We start from the raw sequence: 17,596 nt of genomic DNA, 5'->3' as shown, positions 1-17,596 counted from the left end.
GTCCCCCCAGTTGTAACCACTTTCATGCGGATTCCCCGTCAATGATCTCGGCAGTGTGCTCACCCAGACACGCAGCCGGCCCCGCCACCCGGCCGGGCGTGCGCGAGAACCAGCTCAGCACAACGGCGTAACGCCACACCGACCCAGCAGTACCGACCACTCTCATGCGCGCTCCCCGTCCACGATCTCGGCAGTGTGCTCACCCAGACGCGGAGCCGGTCCCGCCACCCGGCCGGGTGTGCGCGAGAACCAGGTCGGCACGCCGGGGTAACGCACCGGGCCGTATGGGGCATCGACGGTCTCGAAGAAGTCCGCCGAGGTCAGGTGCGGATTGTCGAAGAGGTCGTCCAGGGTGCGCACCGGCGCGCACGGAATGTCGCGGAGGCGCAGCAGTTCGAGCCACTCGTGTGTGGTTCGCTCGGCGAAGGTCTCCCCCAGCAGCGCGTACACGGTATCGATGCGTTTCGCGCGCTGGGCGAGCGTGGCGAATTCCGGTCCGGCCCACGCAGGTTGCACCGCCTCCACGAACGCGGCCCACTGTTTGTCGTTGTAGACCAGCGCGGAGATGTACCCGTCCTTGGTGCGATACGGCCGCCGATTGCGGTCCACCGCACGGTGATACACCGCGGGCCCCAGCGGCGGGGAGAACATCGCGCCGTTGGCATGTTCGACGAGCAGGAAGGCCGCCATGGTCTCGAACATCGCGACCTCGACCTCCTGGCCCTCGCCGGTGCGCTCGCGATGGAACAGCGCCATCGTGGTCGCGTACAGCGCGGTCAGCCCGGCGACCTTGTCGGCCATGATGGTGGCGACGTAACCCGCTGTGCCGGTGAGCTGTTCCTGCACCGAGGGCAGTCCGCACTCGGCCTGGATGGTGTCGTCGTAGGCGGTCAGATCCGCATCGGCGCCGCGCCGGCCGTATCCGTAACAGTTGGTGTAGACGATGGCGGGATTGATCGCCGCGACGGCGTCGTAGTCGAAGCCGAGTCGGGCGATCGCCTTGCCGCGCATGGAATGGATGAACACGTCACCGTCGCGGATCAGCTCCCGCAGTGCGTGTTTGCCATCGCCGGACCGCAGATCCAGTACCACACTGCGTTTTCCGCGGTTGACGTTCACGAACACCCCGCCCATTCCTGGCTCGGGTCCGGCGGAGATGTAGCGGGTGTTGTCCCCGGCGGGCGGTTCGATCTTGATCACATCGGCGCCCATATCCGCCATGATCTGCGTGCAGTACGGCCCCATGACCATCGCCGTCAGATCGATGACCCGTACTCCCGACAGCGGACCGGTGTGTGTCATGAGCGTCCTCCACGTTCGGATTGCCGCCGCTACCGCCAGGAAACGCCGGAGCGGAGGTGTCGCGAGCGCAGGATGACGGAGGTGGCCGGGGCGTGATTCGGTGCGCAGCATGCCGGGACGACCGGGCCACGGCGGCGCGTCTGCCAGAGTATCGGATTAATCCTTGCAAGGATAGTAAAGATACTGATATCAAAGGGAGCGTGGAAAGTAGCACCGGCGCGACGTCCCAGCGCGAGAGTCCGGGCACGATCGCGCGGGTGCTGGACACCGCCCTGCGAACCCGCCCGGACTCCCCGGCGATCGAGGCGGTCTCGGGCGTCTGGTCGTACGCCGAACTGGACGAGCAGGCCGATCGCGCCGCCGGTGCACTGTGGTCGCTCGGCGTGCGTCCGGGCGACCGCGTCGCGGCCTGCCTGCCCAATGACCTGGACATCGTGGCCGCCTTCCACGGTGTCGCGCGCATCGGCGCGATCTGGGCGGGCATCGGCGAGGCGCTGTCCGCGAGCGAGCAGGCGGGCCTGCACGAGACCTGCGCGCCCGCGGTCCTGCTGGCCGGAGAACGCTGCGGCATAGACGTTCCCGGCCGCATCGACGCCCCCCGCTGGGCAGATCTGCTGGCCCGCACCGACCCGGCCCCGGCTGTTTCCCCCGGCCCCCACGACCCCGCGGCCATCGCCTTCACCAGCGGCACCTCCGGGCGTCCGAAAGCCGTGGTGCACAGCCACCACAACCTCCTACTGCCCGGCGCGACCCTGGTGCGGACCCGCGGCTGGGGCCCGGACCTGCGCAAGGGCGACAGCTTCCCGCTGACGATCCTGAACCTGATGGTGCTGTCCACCCTGCTCACCGCGCAGGCGGGCGGCTGCGCGGTCATCATGGACCGGCGCGATGTGGACGGCGTCGCGGAGTGGATCACCACCCGCCGGGTGACGTGCTGGAACGGCGCACCCGCGCAGGTGTTCGACCTGGCGCGACGACCTCAGCTGAATCTCGGTTCCCTGCAAGAGGTCTGGAGCGGCGGCGGTGACGCCGGGGAGAACCTGTTCGCAGATTTCGCCGCCGCGCACGGCCTGACCCCCAGGGCCACATACGGACTCACCGAGGCGCCGTCGGTCGTCTCGATCGACCCTGTCGGCCGTGAGCGACGTCCGCGCGCGAGCGGGCGGTTGCTGCCGCAGTTCGACGTCGCGGCGTACGACGATGCGGGCCAACGACTTCCGGCGGGGGAACTCGGCGAGCTGTGTCTGACCGCGGCCGGAACGGGACCGTACGCCGGACAGTGGCGAGCGCTCCTGGGACACTGGGACAACGGCGGCATCCGGCCGCCGGAACCCGGCCCGTTCGCGACCGGCGATATCGGCACCGTCGACGCCGACGGCTGGCTGACGGTGCTGGACCGCAAGAAGCTGGTCATCATCCGCGGCGGGGCCAATATCTACCCGCTCGAGGTGGAGCGCGTCATCGCCGCGGATCCCGCCGTCGCCGCCGTGGCCCTGTGCCCGGTGCCGGACGAACGCCTCGGCCAGCGCGTCGCGGCCCTGGTCCAGAGTGTCGACGGCACAGTCGATTTCGATGCCCTCGACGCGCGCTGCCGCCGCGAGCTGGCCCGCTACAAGGTCCCCGAAATCTGGTGCGCGGTACCGGAACTGCCGCGCAACGCCATGGGCAAGGTCGAGCGCACCCGGCTGCCCGAACTGCTCGACCGCCACCGGTCGCCGCACCCCCGCACCTACTGACGATTGGCTGAGTACGTGGCCGACAACGCCGCCGGACCGGAATCTCCCGGTGACACCGCCGCCCGCATGTTCGACCTGCACGAGCGGGTGGCGATCGTGACGGGCGCGTCCTCGGGACTGGGCGCGGCCGTCGCCCGCGCCCTGGCCGGACTCGGCGCGCGAGTCGCGGTGGTGGCCCGGCGCCGCGACCGGCTGGTGCGACTGGCCGAGGATATCGACGGCGCGGCGGTTCCCTGCGATCTGTCCGACCCGGAAGGGGCCGGGCGGCTCGTACCCGCCGTGGTCGACGCGCTCGGCCCGCCGGAAATCCTGATCAACGCCGCGGGCAACAGATTCGGCGAAGAACGCGCCGAATCCGAATCGCTCGCCGACGTGCGCCGCACCATGGATCTCAATCTGATCGCGCCATTGTTGTTGGCGCAGCAGGTATTTCCGCATATGCGCGAGGCCGGGCGCGGCTCGATCGTCAACGTGTCCTCGATCAGCGGACGCGTCGGGGTGCCGGGCATTCCGCAGGCCTCCTACGCGGCCAGCAAGGCGGGCCTGTCCGGGCTCACCGCGGAACTCGCGGTGCAGTGGGCGCGGCACTCGATCCGGGTCAACACCGTGGCACCGGGCTTCTTCCGCAGTGAGATCACCGATTCCCTGTACGACAGCGAACGCGGTGCGGAATATCTGCGCCGCAACACTCCCCTGCCCCGGCAGGCGGTCGCAAGCGATATCACCGGGGCCATCGTCTGGCTGGCCGGTGACGCGGCGGCCTATGTCACCGGCCAGACGATCGTCGTGGACGGCGGCTGGACCGCACGCTGAGACATGCAATCAGAAAGGACCTCCCCCGCTATGTTTTCCGCACTCGTGATCGACAAATCCGATGCCGGGCAGACGGTTTCCGCGACCAGCCTGGACGAGGACCGGTTACCGGACGGCGACGTCACCGTCGATGTGGAGTACTCGACGCTGAATTACAAGGACGCCCTGGCGATCACCGGATCCTCGCCGATCGCGCGCACCTTCCCGCTCGTGCCCGGCATCGACCTGGCCGGTGTGGTGACCGAGAGCACCCACGCCGGATTCACCGCCGGTGACCGGGTGGTACTCAACGGCTGGGGTGTGGGCGAGAAGCATTGGGGCGGGCTGGCGCAGCGCGCTCGCCTCAACGGCGACTGGCTGGTGCCGCTGCCCGCGGCGTTCAGCAGCCGGCAGGCGATGGCGATCGGCACCGCGGGATATACCGCGAGCCTGTGCGTGGAGGCGTTGCACCGCTTCGGTATTCGGCCGGATCAGGGCGAGGTGCTGGTCACCGGCGCGACCGGCGGCGTCGGCAGTATCGCCATCGCTCTGCTCACCGCGGCGGGTTTCACCGTGGCCGCGGCGACCGGCAAGACCGCCGAAGCGGACTATCTGCGTGGCCTCGGCGCCACCACCGTGGTGGACCGCGCCGAACTCGCCGAACGCGGCAAACCGCTGCAGAAGGAACGCTGGGCAGGCGTGGTCGACACCGCGGGCAGCCACATCCTCGCCAATGCCTGCGCGCAGACCCGCTACGGGGGCGCGGTCGCCGCCTGCGGCCTGGCTCAGGGCATGGACTTCCCCGCGACGGTCGCACCGCACATCCTGCGCGGGGTGAGCCTGCTGGGCATCGACAGTGTGATGGCGCCGCGCGAGCGGCGAATCACCGCCTGGGAGCGGCTGTCCCGCGACCTGGACACCGCCGCGCTGGAATCCCTGACCCGGGAGGTCGCCCTGGCCGAGGCCATCGACGCGGCGAGCGAATTCATCGACGGCACGGTGCGCGGGCGCATCGTCGTGGACGTCAACCGGTGACAGCGATATCCGGATCCGCAGGGCCGCACGGATCAACCGGCCCGGGAGAACCGGGAAGAAAGGTAGTGCAGCAGTGAGTACTTCATCGAGCAAGGCCGATAGGAACAAGGCCGCCGAACCCGACGCCGTGGAGCTGGACCTGTCCGATGTGGAACCCCGGGTGGGACAACCCGTCGGCGGCGGGCAGCTCTGGGAACCGTGCAGCGCCTCGGACATTCGCCGCTGGGTGATGGCGATGGACTACCCCAATCCGCTGCACTGGGACCAGGAGTTCGCCCGCGAATCCCGCTACGGCGGCATCGTCGCGCCCCAATCCATCGCTGTCGCATTGGATTACGGCCACGGCGCGGCCCCGGCGTGCGTGGGGCGGATTCCCGGCAGCCACCTGATCTTCGGCGGCGAGGAGTGGTGGTTCTACGGCTGCCCGGTGCGGCCGGGCGACAAGCTGTTCCAGGAGCGCCGATTCCACGACTACAAGGTGGCGCCGACGAATTTCGCCGGGCCCACGCTGTTCCAGCGCGGCGACACCACCCATCGCAATCAGCACGGCGCGCTGGTCGCCCTCGAACGGTCCACCTCCATCCGCTATCTCGCGGCCGAGGCGACCAAACGCGGCATGTACGAGAACCAGCTCGGCGAGATCAAACGCTGGAGCGAGGCCGAACTCGACGAGATCGGCCGGCTGCGCACCGAGTGGCTGATGTCCAATCGACTCGGTGTCTCACCGCATTTCGACGAGGTGAAGGTCGGGGACACGCTGCCGCGCCGGGTGATCGGCCCGCACAGCATCGCCAGTTTCACCACCGAGTACCGCGCCTTCCTGTTCAACATCTGGGGCACGTTCCACTGGGTCACGCCCGAGGGGGTCGACGATCCGTGGGTGTACCAGGACCCCGGCTGGACCGAGGGTTTCGCCTTCGACGAGGAGGGCGCACGGATCGATCCGCGGCTGCGGGACGGGCTGTACGTCGGGCCCTCGCGCGGACATATCGACCAGGACAAGGCCGGTAAGGTCGGCATGGCCCGCGCGTACGGCTACGGCGCGACCATGGGCGGCTGGTGCACCGACTACCTGGCCTACTGGGCGGGTAACGACGGCCTGGTGCGGCACATCAAATCCGATTTCCGGCTGCCCGCCTTCGAGGGCGATGTCACCTATTTCGACGCCGAGGTCGTCGGCAAGGAACCGCAGTCGGCCTGGGGTGTGCCGCTGGTGCAAGTGAAGCTGCAACTGACCAATCAGGATGGCGGCGTGCTGGTCAAGAGCACCGCCGAGGTCGAACTGCCGCTGTAGCGGCGGGAAGGGGTCAGCGGTGGATACCACTGCCGCACAGGGCATCTCGATCGTATCGGGACCTCCGCTGGACAGTGAGCCCGGGCTCGGCGCGCTGACCCTGCCCGGGTTTCTGCGCGAGGTCACCGAGCTGTACGGCGACCGCGAGGCCGTGGCCGCACCCGGCGGCGACGGCGTCGTGCGCTGGACCTACACCGAACTGCGGGAACGCGCGATGGCGGTGGCCCGCGCGCTGCGGGCGTGCGGGATCGGCCGCGACGGCCGGGTCGGGGTGTTGATGACGAACCGTCCCGAATGGCTCGCGGCGGTCTTCGGCGCGAGCCTGGCCGGTGGTGTGGCGGTGCCGCTGAGCACCTTCTCCACCGCCGCGGAACTGGACCAGCTGCTGCGGCTGTCCGGCGTAGCGGTGCTGCTGTTCGAAAGACGCGTGCTCAGCAAGGATTTCGCGGAGATCCTGGCCGGTCTCGAACCCGCGCTCGGCGAGGCCGGGCTCGGCCCGCTGCGCTCGGCGCGCTACCCGTTCCTGCGCCGCCTGGCCATGCTCGGCCCGGCGCTGCCCACCGCCGCGATCGACACCTGGGACACCTTCCTGGCGCGGGGACGCGGCGAACCTCGCGAGCTGGTCGAGGCCACCGCCGCCTCGACCCGGCCCAGCGACACCGGCGTGCTGTTCTTCTCCTCCGGATCGACCAGCGCTCCCAAGGGCGTGCTCAGCGCACATCGCGGCGTGACCATCCAGATGTGGCGATTCCGGCGGCTGTTCGGATTCGGTCCGCAAGACAACGTCCGCGCCTGGGTGGCCAACGGATTCTTCTGGTCCGGGAACTTCGCGCAGGCGCTCGGCTCGACGCTGGCCGCGGGGGGATGCCTTGTGCTGCAACCGGTCTTCGACCCGCCCGCGGCCCTCGAGCTGATGCAGGCCGAGCGAGTGAACTTCCCGGGTGCGTGGCCGCATCAGTGGGCCCAGCTCGAGGCCGCGCCCAACTGGGACACCGTGGACCTGAGCGCCATGCGGTTCGTCGACTACCACACCCCGATCGCGCACCACCCGACCGTGTCCACGATCTGGTACGAGCCGGGCCGGGCCTACGGCAATACCGAAACCTTCACCATCACAACCTGTTTCCCGGCCGACACCCCCGACGAGGTGCATGCGGGCAGCAGCGGTGTGGCACTGCCGGGGGTGACGGTGAAGATCGTCGACCCGATCACCGGCGCGGTCACCGCGCGCGGCGAATCCGGCGAAATCTGCGTCAAGGGACCGACTCTCATGCTCGGTTACCTCGGCACACCGCTGTCGGAAACCCTGGACGCCGACGGCTATTTCCACACCGGCGACGGCGGCCATCTCGACCCGGTCGGCAGGTTGTTCTGGGAGGGCCGCCTGACCGATATCATCAAGACCGGCGGCGCGAACGTCTCGCCGCTCGAGGTGGACGAGGCGCTGATCGGCTATCCGGGCGTGAAAGTGGCTCGCACGGTGGGCGTTCCGCACGACACGCTGGGCGAGGTGGTGGTGGCCTGCGTGGTCCCGCACCAGGGCGCGACACCGGATGCCCAAGCCATCCGCGCCCATCTGCGCGAACGCCTGGCCAGCTACAAGGTCCCGCGCCACGTCCTGTTCTTCGACGAGTCCGATATCGCGCTGACCGGCAGCGCCAAGATCAAATCCAGCGATCTGCGCGCACTGGCGGCCCGGCGACTCGAACAGGACGTGAATTCCCCTGCCGGACAATGATTCCGACGCTGCAGAGATCGCCGCTCAGTAGGCGGCGATCTCCAGCAGCGCGTCGGCGACGGCCCGCGGTTCGGTGATCATCAGATCGTGGCCGGTATCGATATCCCACAGCCGCCCCTGCGCCCGGGCCTTGGCGACCAATTCCGGATCGCGGGTGGCCAGGGTCGAGGTGCACACGATGTGATACTGCGGCAGCGCCCACAGCGCATCCTCATTGCGCAGGTCGAGCCGGTCCTCGAAACACTTCCACGGGTGCGCGGTCAGCCGCTCGCGCATCCAGTCCGAATCCCGCGGATCGGTGACCCCGTAGAACAGCGGGGCTTCCGGCGCCGGTAGCAGGACCAGTTCCACACCGTCGACGGTCTCGCCCATGGGCCGCGTGGATTCGATGATCTGCCCGGCGACGTCGACCAGCGATTGGCCGTTCACCGGATTGGCCGCGTCCAGATAGACGATCCGGCCGATGCGGTCGACGGCACGGTCGGCCGCACCGGTGATCACCATGCCGCCGTAGCTGTGCCCCACCAGGATCACCTCACGCAGATCCTCGTAGTGCAGCAGCGCGGCCACGTCCTGGATGTGGGTCTCCAGACCTATTCCCGCCGTGCGCAGATGGGCACGTTCGGCCAGCCCGGACAACGTCGGCGCGAACACCTGATGACCGTCCCGCTGTAGTAATTCCCGCACGTACCGGTAGCACCAGCCACCGTGTCCACCGCCGTGCACCAGGACAAATGTAGCCATCTCACTCCCGAAAATCAGATTCTCATTGCAGGAGAGTTTAGTTATCTACACGCTGGGTTTCCGGGGAACCGGGCACTCCGCCGCGCTCACCGCGCTACCGGGCCGGTTGTCGCACCGGGCATCCGCGCCCGGCGCGGACCCGGCCGTCATGGTCCGATCTCATGGTTCCTGCGCGCCCGCGCCCACGTCGCGGTACCGCCGCGCCAGCCTGCGCCGGTGAGCCGCGGAAGAGCCGAACAGGGCGCGGTTCAGCATGGCGCGCTTGTGATAACGGTGGATGCCGCTCTCCCAGGTGTAGCCGATGCCGCCGTGCAATTGCATTGCCTTACCGGCGATTTCGACCGCTGCGGCACAGCTGTGGGATTTCGCCATGGAAACGGCCACCCAGGCGTCGGCATCCCCGGCTACCGCCTGCCGCACCGCGTCCGCGACCAGATGCCGGGCGATGGTGCTGCGCACGAGCATATCCGCGCAGGCGTGTTTGACCGCCTGGAAGGACCCGACCGGACGGCCGAACTGCTCACGAACGCCCACATAGGCGGTCGTGGCCTCCAGCATCGCGGCGCAGAGGCCGAGGCTGTCGCAGGCGATCGAGAGTGCGGCGCGATCGTGCAGGCGCCGCACCGCCGCCTCCGGATCCCCGGCGAATCGCCACACCGACTCCGGCTGCACCGCAACATTTTTCGCGACGACGCGGCCGAATGTCCTGGTCTCGTCGAGCACGGGCTGGGCGGCGCGCGCGAGCCCGGACGCCTCGGCCGCGACGATGACCGGTACGTCGTCGGGGTCGTCGGCCAACAGCAGCAGCCGATCCGCGGACATCACGTCGAGCACGAATTCCGCGTGGCCGCTGAGCAACAGCCCGCCGGAGCCGGTATGCAGGCGAAACGGCGCGGCGCCGGCACAATCGCCGGGCGCGGCGGCCGATGCCACCGCCGTCATCGCCTCGCCCGCGGCCAGCGCGCGCAGCAGCTCGTCCCGCTCGGCCGTCCCGGCGAGCAGACCACAGGTCCCGGCTCCGAGCGCCGCCCCGAAGTACCCTCCGGCCGCCGCACGCCCGAATTCCTCGAGCACGATCGCGGTCTCGGCGAAACTCGCTCCGGCGCCGCCCGATTCATCCGGTATCTCCATACCGAGCCACCCCAGACCCGCGAGTCCGGCGGGGGCGAGGCGAGCGGCATCCCGCTCGGCGAGCACATCCCGTGCCACCGAACGCAATTCATCGTGCAGCTCGGCGAATTCCATCGCGTCCCCGACCGCCCCGGTCATCGTGCCCCGCTCGGTTCCCGGGGCAGTCCGAGGCCGCGTTCGCCGATGATGGTGCGCTGGATCTCGCTGGTACCGCCGGGAATCGTCCATTCCCAGGAACCGAGGAAATCCAGCGCCCACGCGCCGGACTCCCAGCCGCCCGATCGCGGCTTGTGCAGGACGGTATGGGCGGCGACTCCCCCGAGTTCGGTGCCGAAATCGGTCATTCGCTGCAACAGTTCGCTGTAGTACAGCTTGACGATGGACGCATCCGCCGGTCCCGCGGTCCCGGATTCGTGTCGTTCCACCAGGTCTCGGCACAGCAGCCGCAGTCCGGCGATCTCGGTCTCGAATCCGGCGAGCCGGTCGAGCAGAACCGGATCCCCGGCCGGGCATGCCCGCACCAACCACCGGAATCCGGCATTGCCCAGTCGCTCGGCCAATTCCAGCATGGTCAGTCCGCGCTCGGCCCCCAGGGTCCGCTGCGCCACCCGCCATCCGGTGTTCTCCGCGCCGATCATGCCGCCGGCCGGAATACGCACCCGGTCGAGGAAGATCTCGCAGAAATGCGATTCGCCGGTGGCCTGGCGGATCGGCCGCACCTCGATCCCGGGCGTCCGCATGTCCAGCAGGAAGTACGAAATACCTTGTCGCTTCGGCGCATTCGGGTCGGTGCGCGCGAGCAGCAGACACCAATCCGCGAACTGCGCGCCGCTGGCCCACACCTTCTGGCCCGTCACGACATAGTCCTCGCCGTCGCGCCGAGCCGTGGTCGCCAAAGCGGCCAGATCCGATCCCGCCGCGGGTTCGGAGAACCCCTGCACCCAGATCTCACCGTCCAGAATGGCGGGCAGATGCCGCCCCCGCTGCTCGGGTGTCCCGGCTGCCAGCAGCGTCGCGGCAGCGTGGTGAATCGCGACGAACGCCAGCACCAGCCGCGGCGCATCGTGGGCCGCCAATTCCTGGTAGAGCACGATCTGCTCGGTCACCGGCATCCCCCCGCCCCACTGCGCGGGCCAGTGCGGCACCGCGAATCCCGCCTCCCGCAACCGCTGAAACCATTCCTGCTGGAACGAGACGAATTCCGCGTCCGAGGCGCCGGTCTGCGCGGCCCGCCAGTCCGCCGGAATCTCGGCCCGGCACCAGCGCCGGACCTCGGCACGAAACTCGCCCAGCTGCTGCGGCGCGGTCATCGAGCACCCCCTCGGTTCGAATCATCAGATGTCACAGCGCTTTTGCTCGGCACACCCGGATCCCGCCGCCGATCGCGCCGGTCGGCCGAGTTCGCGGCCACCGCGCCCGACAGCCGCCCCCGTCGGGTCCGCGGCCAGCAACACGCCCCCGCGTCATCGGCGCCGGCCGTGCGTGGCGACCGCGACCTCATCGGCCTCTCGTCCTGTGCCGCAACGCTTCCAGACGTTCCCGGTGCTCCGGAGATTGCATGGTGACCACCTCGGCGGCGAAACCCGCCTGCATCGGGCCGGCGACCGCCTGCGAAAGATACATGTTCACAACACGTTTGGTGCCGCGCAGAGCGTCGGCCGGTTGGGCGGCCAGGCGCTCGGCGAGGCGGCGGGCCTCGCCGAGCAGGTCGTCCGGCGGGACCACGCGGCTGGCCAGGCCGAGTCGCACCGCGGTATCGGCATCGATCCGATCGCCGGTGTACAGGTATTCGCGCGAACGCAGAATGGGAGTCAGCAGCGGCCAGAACGCCGCACCGCCGTCGCCCGCGACCAGCCCGACCGCAACGTGCGGATCGGCCAGGTGACCCCGTTCGGAGATCAGCACCACATCGCACAGTACGGCGATACTCGCGCCCAGACCCACGGCCGGGCCGTTGACCGCGGCGATCACCGGGAGCGGAAACCGCAGCATCTCCTCGATGATCTGCGCACCCTCGCGAATGCTCTCGTCCCGCGCGACCGGATCGCGCAGGAACGAGGTGATCCAGTCCAGATCACCACCGGCGCTGAACGCCCGGCCCGCACCGGTCAGGATCACCACCCGCGCCGCGGTGTCGGCCGCCAGCTGCCGCCAGACGGTGGCGAGTCCGCGGTGCAGGTGCGCATCGACGGCATTGAAGTCCTCGGGCCGGTTCAGTACCACCGTGCGCACCGGCCCGTCGCACCGGACCTCCAGTTCGCCGGGTAGGTCGTAACGCAATTCCTCAGCCTCCCTGGGAGTTTCGGCCGTTCACACCGCTGCCGGGTCGGAGAACAACCCGCGCAGTCCGCGTCGTGCGAGACCGCTGCCGAGCAGTTCCTCGGTGGCCGACCGCCCGAACGGCAGCCGCCGGATCGGCTGGCTGTACCGCGAGATCCAGGAGAGCGTCGATTCATCGCAGAATCCCACGGCCCCGTGCAGCTGGTGCGCGACCCGGAAGACGGTATCGGCCGCCTCGACCGCGGCCAGGCGCAGAGCCAGCGCGTCGTGAACCGCCGCGGCGTCGCCGGATCCTATGCTCCACAACGCGTACCGAGCGAGCATCTCCACGCCACGCCGCTCCACCTCGGCATCGGTCAGCTGGAACTGCACCGCCTGGAATTGCGCTAGTGGCTCCCCGAATTGCTCCCGGACCAGCACATGCGTCCGCGCCAGATCCACGGCCCGATCCAGCATGCCCAGCAGCGTCCAGCACGGCAGCACCAGCCCCAGTGCCACATCGACCGGGTCACCGCTGCCCTCGACGGGTGCGCCGAGGTCCAACCCGGCCACGAACATGGACGTGCGGGAGGACGAATCATTCGGCCGCACAGCGGCATTGCGCCGCACGCCGTCGACAGTCACCGCCGCCCATCGCAACGCCAGATCCGCCACGGGCGCGGCCGGCCCCACCTCGGAGACCACCACCAGCCCGTCGACGCCCGGGATTTCGGGCCGCGCCAACCGCTCGGCCACCGGATACGGAACAGCCAGATATCCGGCGCTGCGACACAGCGCCGCGGCGGCCTCCAGCTCGACGACCTCGCGCCGGGGCGCGAGATCCCACGCCCCGAGACCCGCGAGCACCTCGGCCACGACCGCCCGCCGCACCTCGGGCTCCCGCTCGGCCCGCTGAACCAGCTCGTCGCCTCCGGCAGCGGCCAGCGCCCGACCCGCTTGTACGCCGAATTCCGCTGCCTCGGAGCATAACTCGATATTCATACGGCACACTCCAGCACGTCCGGGCCGACCAGCCACCGCACCGCGTCATCCTCGGTCACGCCTGCCCCCAACCCGTTCGGCCGCGTCACATCCGCCTCGACCGAAAGCGAAGTCGCGACGCGACGAACATCCCCCACAGAATATTTCGCTGCCCTGCCGCGTTCGTGCTCGTCTGCACCGCCCCCGGCTTCGACCGTCCAGCGGTATCGGCTGCGCCTCGATGCTGCCCCGGGCGACCGTCGCGGCGAGCACGACCCGAGGAAATCGCCGCCGCGTGCCCCGGCGCTCATGCCGCGTTCCGTTTCTTGCGGCCGGCACCCAACAGCGCTCGCGCGAGCAGAATTCGCTGGATCTCGATGCTGCCCGAGGCCACGGTGGCGGCATGGGCGTACCGGGCGTGATCGGCCACGGCTCGGCGGAAGCGTTGCAGCGCTTCGGAATCGCCGGTGGCGAAGTCGGCGATCTCGGTCAGGACCGCGCCGCTGTCCTGGTCCAGGCGGGTGACCGCGATCCGGTAGGCGGCCGCGTCGGCCGGGGTGATCCGCCCGGAATCCTGCAGGGACACAACCTGGTACGCCAGCAGGCGGGCCCGCCGGCAGTGCGTCAGCATGCGCGCCCATCGGCCACGCAGCGCGCCGGGCAGCGCGTCCCAATCCTCGCCCAGCACCTCGGGCGCGACCTGGAGCAACCGCTCGCAGCGGGCGTAGCGGGCGATCCCGACCCGTTCGAAGGACAGCACCTCCTGCACCACCGGCCACCCGCCGCCCACGGCGCCGAGCACATCGGCCTCGGTGGCGCGCACGCCGTCGAAGAAGACCTCGTTGAGATGATGCGGTCCCAGCATCGAGCGGATCGGCCGGACCTCGATGCCCGGATCGGTCATCGGCAGCAGAAATACCGTGAGCCCCTGCTGTTTTCGTTCCTCCTTGGCGGTGCGAGCGAGCAGGAAGCACCACTGCGCCATACCGGCGTAGGAGGTCCAGATCTTCTGCCCGGAGATGCGCCACCCGTCACCGTCCCGGCGCGCGGTGGTCCGCAGGGAAGCCAGGTCCGAACCGGACTCGGGTTCGCTGAACCCCTGACACCAGATGACCTCGCCGCGCGCGATCGGCGGCAGGTGTTTGCGCTGCTGCTCGGGCGTGCCGTGCCGCATGATCGTCGGGCCGACCCAGTTCACGCCCATGTACTGCGCGCCCCGGGGCTCGTGATGGGCCCACATCTCCTCGCGCACGACGGTCTGTTCCCAGATCGAGGCGCCACGCCCGCCGAACTCCACCGGCCATGCGGCGCACAGCAGCCCGTGTTCGGCGAGCAGCCGGGAAAAGCGCTGGGCGACTGCGAGATCCGCCGGATCGTCGGTGAACGCGCCGAGAAAGTCCGGGGGAACCTCCGCTGCGATCAGCCGACGCAGTTCGCCGCGGAGTTCGGAGGCGGCCTCACCCATCGTGAAGTCCATGAATCGGACAGTACTTCAATCCTCATAAGGATAGCAATATTTGAATGGTCACCGGGCCCTGGGTAGACTCGCACGCGTGATATCACCGATACGGGCAGGTCAGATGCGCGGCCGGCGTACGACCGGAGGCGAGGGGTGACCAACGCCCGGCGCGGCCGGATCCCGCAGCGCCGCATCGCGGAGACCGTTGCCGCCGAATTGCGCAACCGCATCCTGTCCGGCGACGACGATTATCGCCTCCCCACCCAGGACCAGCTCGTGCAGGATTTCGGCGTGAGCTACCCCTCGATCCGCGAGGCGCTGCGCATCCTCGAGACCGAGGGCCTGGTCACGGTCCGGCGCGGCAATGTCGGCGGCGCGGAGGTGCACCGCCCCGACCAGTCCTCCGCCGCGTACCACCTGGGCCTGGCCCTGCAGGGCGCCCGGGTCACCCTCGGCGATCTGGCCGCCGGACTGCGCACGCTGGAACCGATGTGCGCGGCCGAATGCGCCCGCCGCGAGGATCGCGCCGAGGCGATCGTTCCCGCACTCGAGGCCAATATCGAAGCGTCCGCGGAACTGATCGGCGAGGGCCTGCCCTTCACCCACACCGCCCGCGACTTCCACGATCTCATCGTCTCGTTCACACCGAACGCGACGATTCGCTACGTGGTCAGCAGCCTGGTAGCACTGTGGTCCTCACAGGAGGAGGCCTGGGCCGAGGTGCTCACCAAACGCGGCGAATACCCCTCCGAGACCGAATCCAAGGAGTCGGTCCGCACCCACCGCCGCCTGCTGGAGGAGATCGCCGCAGGCCGCGCCGAGGCCGCCGAACGGCTCTACCGCGCCCACCTCACCGCCACCCAGGCCCTGGTACTGGAGCGTTTCGACAACGGCATCGTCAACGCCACCTCGGATCTGGCCCGCCAGGCCATCCAGTCGAGCCGCGGCCCGCGGGTCTGAATCACGACGCCGGCCAACCCGCTGCCCAGCAGGGGTTTTCAGCGCCGAACGCCCGACGGTTTCGGACCAGGCGGCCGACGCCCGGCCGGGGATCGATGTTGCTCGCAATCACGCTGTGCGACAGGAAGTTCCGCACACGCTGATTCAGGCAGGCCTCCGGCTCGGCCCAGGACAAGCGAATTCAGCCGGTACCCGGCGCGGCGTGCGCGCGTTCACGCCGCGGCATGCGCACCCGAACCCTGTCCACGCGCACCAACACGACGTGCAGCCCGGGACCGACGGCCGGGCCACAGCAGCACCGCCGGGGGCCTTCTCCGGGTAAACGGTCGAAGGGCCGAATCACTCTCGCTTCCTCATCGCTGCGTCCAACAGATCTCCGGCCACGCACGACCGCGTAGCGACCGGCAGTGTAGCCCCGCAAAATCAGTGCTTCAAGTATTGCTATCCTTATGAGGATTGAAGTAGCGTAGCCCCACGCAAAGTGGCGTGCGTCACGACCGCCGATTCGGCCGGGTCGGCCGCCACCTTCGGACAAACACCGACGTTCTCTTCAGCATGGGAGGCCCCGCCGTGAGCCAGGGGGCGCGCTACAGCAGCACAACTCCGGTCACCCTCGCCGAGGGTTGGAGCCTGCGACGACTCACCCCGCCGAGCCGACTGTTCGGCGCCAACGGGTTACGCACCGGTCCCGACGGGCGCGTCTACGTCGCCCAGGTGGCGGGCAGCCAGATCAGCGCCCTCGACGTGACCACCGGCGATCTGGAAACCGTCAGCGCCAAGGGCGGCGACATCGTCGCACCGGACGATCTCGCATTCGATCCCGGTGGCAATCTCATCGCCACCGAGTACATGGACGCGCGGGTCAGCGTGCGCAATACCGATGGCAGCACCCGGGTGATCCGCGCGGATCTGCCCGGCGCCAACGGGATCACGGTGCACAACGGCCGCCTGTTCGTCAACGAATGCCGGATCGGCGGACGCCTGATGGAGCTGCCGCTGGACGGCAGCGCACCGCGCGTTCTGCAGGACAACCTGGTGATGCCCAACGCCATGGAGGTCGGCCCCGACGGCCTGCTCTACTACCCGGTCATGGGCTCCAACGACATCTGGCGCATCGATCCGGATGGCGGCGAACCCGAGCGTGTCGCAGGCGATCTCGGCACACCCGACTCGGTCAAGTTCGATCCCGCGGGACGCATCGTCTCCACACAGGTGCAGACCGGCGAGGTGTTGCGCATCGATCCGCGCACGGGCGAGCGCCAGGTCCTTGCCCAGCTCGCGCCCGGCCTGGACAACTGCACATTCGTCGGCGACCGTCTGTTCGTCTCGAACTTCTCCGGCGAGATCACCGAAATCCTGTCCGGCGGTGCGACGAAGACGGTGCTCGACGGCGGCCTGATGTGGCCGCTGGATCTGACCGTGGATGCCGAGGGCAACCTCTACGTCGCGGACGGCACCTTCTTCTACGTCCTGCGCGGCGGCGAATTGCACACGCTTGCATCGCTTTTCAGCGCCGGTACGCCCGGGTATGTGCGTGGCGTCAGCGCCGTCGGCCCGGGCGAATTCCTCTGCGCCACCTCCGGCGGGCAGGTCGCCTACTACCGGCTGCATCCCGAGCCCGAGACCGAGGTGGTGGCCGAGGGATTCGATCAACTCTACGGCATCGCCGCGACCCCCGACCGCGCCATCGTCGCCGCGGAACTCGGCACCGGCCGGGTGCTGTCGGTCCGGGCAGGCGGCGCCGATGTGCTCGCCTCCGGCCTGCGGGCCCCGATGGGTGTGGCCTTCGGGCCGGACGGGGCGCCCCTGGTTTCCGAATCCGGCGCCGGGCGAATCGTCTCGATCGGCCCGCGCGTGGACACGGTGCTGGACGGCCTGGACACCCCGCAGGGAATCCTGGTGCGCGGCAACCGGTTACTGATCGTCGACGTCGGGCTCAACGCACTGATCGGGGTCGACCTCCGCACCGGCGAACGCCAGACCATCGCCGCCGACCTGCCGCTGGGCGCACCGCCCGGAGTCGTCCCCAAACCGCTGCTGGGCACTCCTCCGTTCTCCGGCCCGATGGGCCCGTTCGCGGGTATCGCCGCCGGGCCCGACGGCACGGTCTACCTGTCCGCAGACGCCGAGGGCAGCGTGCTCGCGCTGCGTTACACGGAGTGACG

14 protein-coding genes are annotated in these 17,596 nt (G+C 69.4%); 7 read left to right on the top strand and 7 right to left on the bottom strand.

Annotation, left to right across the window (positions count from 1 at the left end; all coding sequences use genetic code 11):
* Nucleotides 1-162: 162 nt before the first annotated feature.
* Nucleotides 163-1,302, bottom strand: a complete 1,140-nt coding sequence (locus AC5WS7_RS17585; protein ID WP_495955567.1) for a CaiB/BaiF CoA transferase family protein — start codon at nucleotides 1,300-1,302, stop codon at nucleotides 163-165.
* A gap of 200 nt (nucleotides 1,303-1,502) precedes the next feature.
* Between AC5WS7_RS17585 and AC5WS7_RS17580 the strand changes: the two genes are divergently transcribed.
* The 5 genes from AC5WS7_RS17580 to AC5WS7_RS17560 all read left to right on the top strand — a co-directional run bounded on the left by AC5WS7_RS17580 (nucleotide 1,503) and on the right by AC5WS7_RS17560 (nucleotide 7,897).
* Nucleotides 1,503-3,038: a class I adenylate-forming enzyme family protein gene (locus AC5WS7_RS17580; RefSeq protein ID WP_495955566.1), complete on the top strand. Its 1,536-nt coding sequence runs from the start codon at nucleotides 1,503-1,505 to the stop codon at nucleotides 3,036-3,038.
* Between the two features lie 15 nt (nucleotides 3,039-3,053).
* On the top strand, nucleotides 3,054-3,851 hold the full coding sequence (locus tag AC5WS7_RS17575) for an SDR family NAD(P)-dependent oxidoreductase (RefSeq protein ID WP_495955565.1): 798 nt from the start codon (nucleotides 3,054-3,056) through the stop codon (nucleotides 3,849-3,851).
* A 30-nt stretch (nucleotides 3,852-3,881) separates the two neighbouring features.
* Nucleotides 3,882-4,865 (top strand): acrylyl-CoA reductase (NADPH), encoded by a 984-nt coding sequence (gene acuI / locus AC5WS7_RS17570; RefSeq protein ID WP_495955564.1) that lies wholly within the window; start codon nucleotides 3,882-3,884, stop codon nucleotides 4,863-4,865.
* 73 nt (nucleotides 4,866-4,938) lie between these two features.
* A complete protein-coding gene (locus AC5WS7_RS17565) occupies nucleotides 4,939-6,159 on the top strand; it encodes an FAS1-like dehydratase domain-containing protein (protein WP_495955563.1) in 1,221 nt (406 codons plus the stop codon).
* Nucleotides 6,160-6,178: 19 nt separating this feature from the next.
* Complete coding sequence (locus AC5WS7_RS17560; protein WP_495955562.1) at nucleotides 6,179-7,897, top strand: class I adenylate-forming enzyme family protein; 1,719 nt, start codon at nucleotides 6,179-6,181, stop codon at nucleotides 7,895-7,897.
* Nucleotides 7,898-7,921: 24 nt separating this feature from the next.
* Here AC5WS7_RS17560 and AC5WS7_RS17555 read toward each other — a convergent pair whose 3' ends face one another.
* From AC5WS7_RS17555 to AC5WS7_RS17530, 6 genes are all read right to left on the bottom strand, one after another.
* Nucleotides 7,922-8,641 (bottom strand): alpha/beta hydrolase, encoded by a 720-nt coding sequence (locus tag AC5WS7_RS17555; protein WP_495955561.1) that lies wholly within the window; start codon nucleotides 8,639-8,641, stop codon nucleotides 7,922-7,924.
* Nucleotides 8,642-8,800: 159 nt separating this feature from the next.
* Complete coding sequence (locus AC5WS7_RS17550; RefSeq protein ID WP_495955560.1) at nucleotides 8,801-9,910, bottom strand: acyl-CoA dehydrogenase family protein; 1,110 nt, start codon at nucleotides 9,908-9,910, stop codon at nucleotides 8,801-8,803.
* Complete coding sequence (locus tag AC5WS7_RS17545; protein WP_495955559.1) at nucleotides 9,907-11,082, bottom strand: acyl-CoA dehydrogenase family protein; 1,176 nt, start codon at nucleotides 11,080-11,082, stop codon at nucleotides 9,907-9,909. The genes AC5WS7_RS17550 and AC5WS7_RS17545 overlap by 4 nt, the downstream gene beginning before the upstream one ends.
* Nucleotides 11,083-11,269: 187 nt before the next feature.
* On the bottom strand, nucleotides 11,270-12,052 hold the full coding sequence (locus AC5WS7_RS17540) for an enoyl-CoA hydratase/isomerase family protein (protein ID WP_495955558.1): 783 nt from the start codon (nucleotides 12,050-12,052) through the stop codon (nucleotides 11,270-11,272).
* 30 nt (nucleotides 12,053-12,082) lie between these two features.
* On the bottom strand, nucleotides 12,083-13,033 hold the full coding sequence (locus AC5WS7_RS17535) for an acyl-CoA dehydrogenase family protein (protein WP_495955557.1): 951 nt from the start codon (nucleotides 13,031-13,033) through the stop codon (nucleotides 12,083-12,085).
* Between the two features lie 286 nt (nucleotides 13,034-13,319).
* A complete protein-coding gene (locus AC5WS7_RS17530; protein WP_495955556.1) occupies nucleotides 13,320-14,489 on the bottom strand; it encodes an acyl-CoA dehydrogenase family protein in 1,170 nt (389 codons plus the stop codon).
* Nucleotides 14,490-14,624: 135 nt separating this feature from the next.
* On the opposite strand from AC5WS7_RS17530, the gene AC5WS7_RS17525 reads away from it, so the two are divergent.
* Complete coding sequence (locus AC5WS7_RS17525) at nucleotides 14,625-15,431, top strand: FadR/GntR family transcriptional regulator (RefSeq protein WP_495955555.1); 807 nt, start codon at nucleotides 14,625-14,627, stop codon at nucleotides 15,429-15,431.
* Between the two features lie 570 nt (nucleotides 15,432-16,001).
* Nucleotides 16,002-17,594, top strand: a complete 1,593-nt coding sequence (locus AC5WS7_RS17520) for an SMP-30/gluconolactonase/LRE family protein (RefSeq protein ID WP_495955554.1) — start codon at nucleotides 16,002-16,004, stop codon at nucleotides 17,592-17,594.
* Nucleotides 17,595-17,596: the final 2 nt, after the last annotated feature.

It is taken from the genome of Nocardia sp. PLKS1-43 (assembly GCF_059510335.1).
Note: the sequence above shows the minus strand (reverse complement) of the source record. Positions and strands in the feature narration are given on the sequence as shown.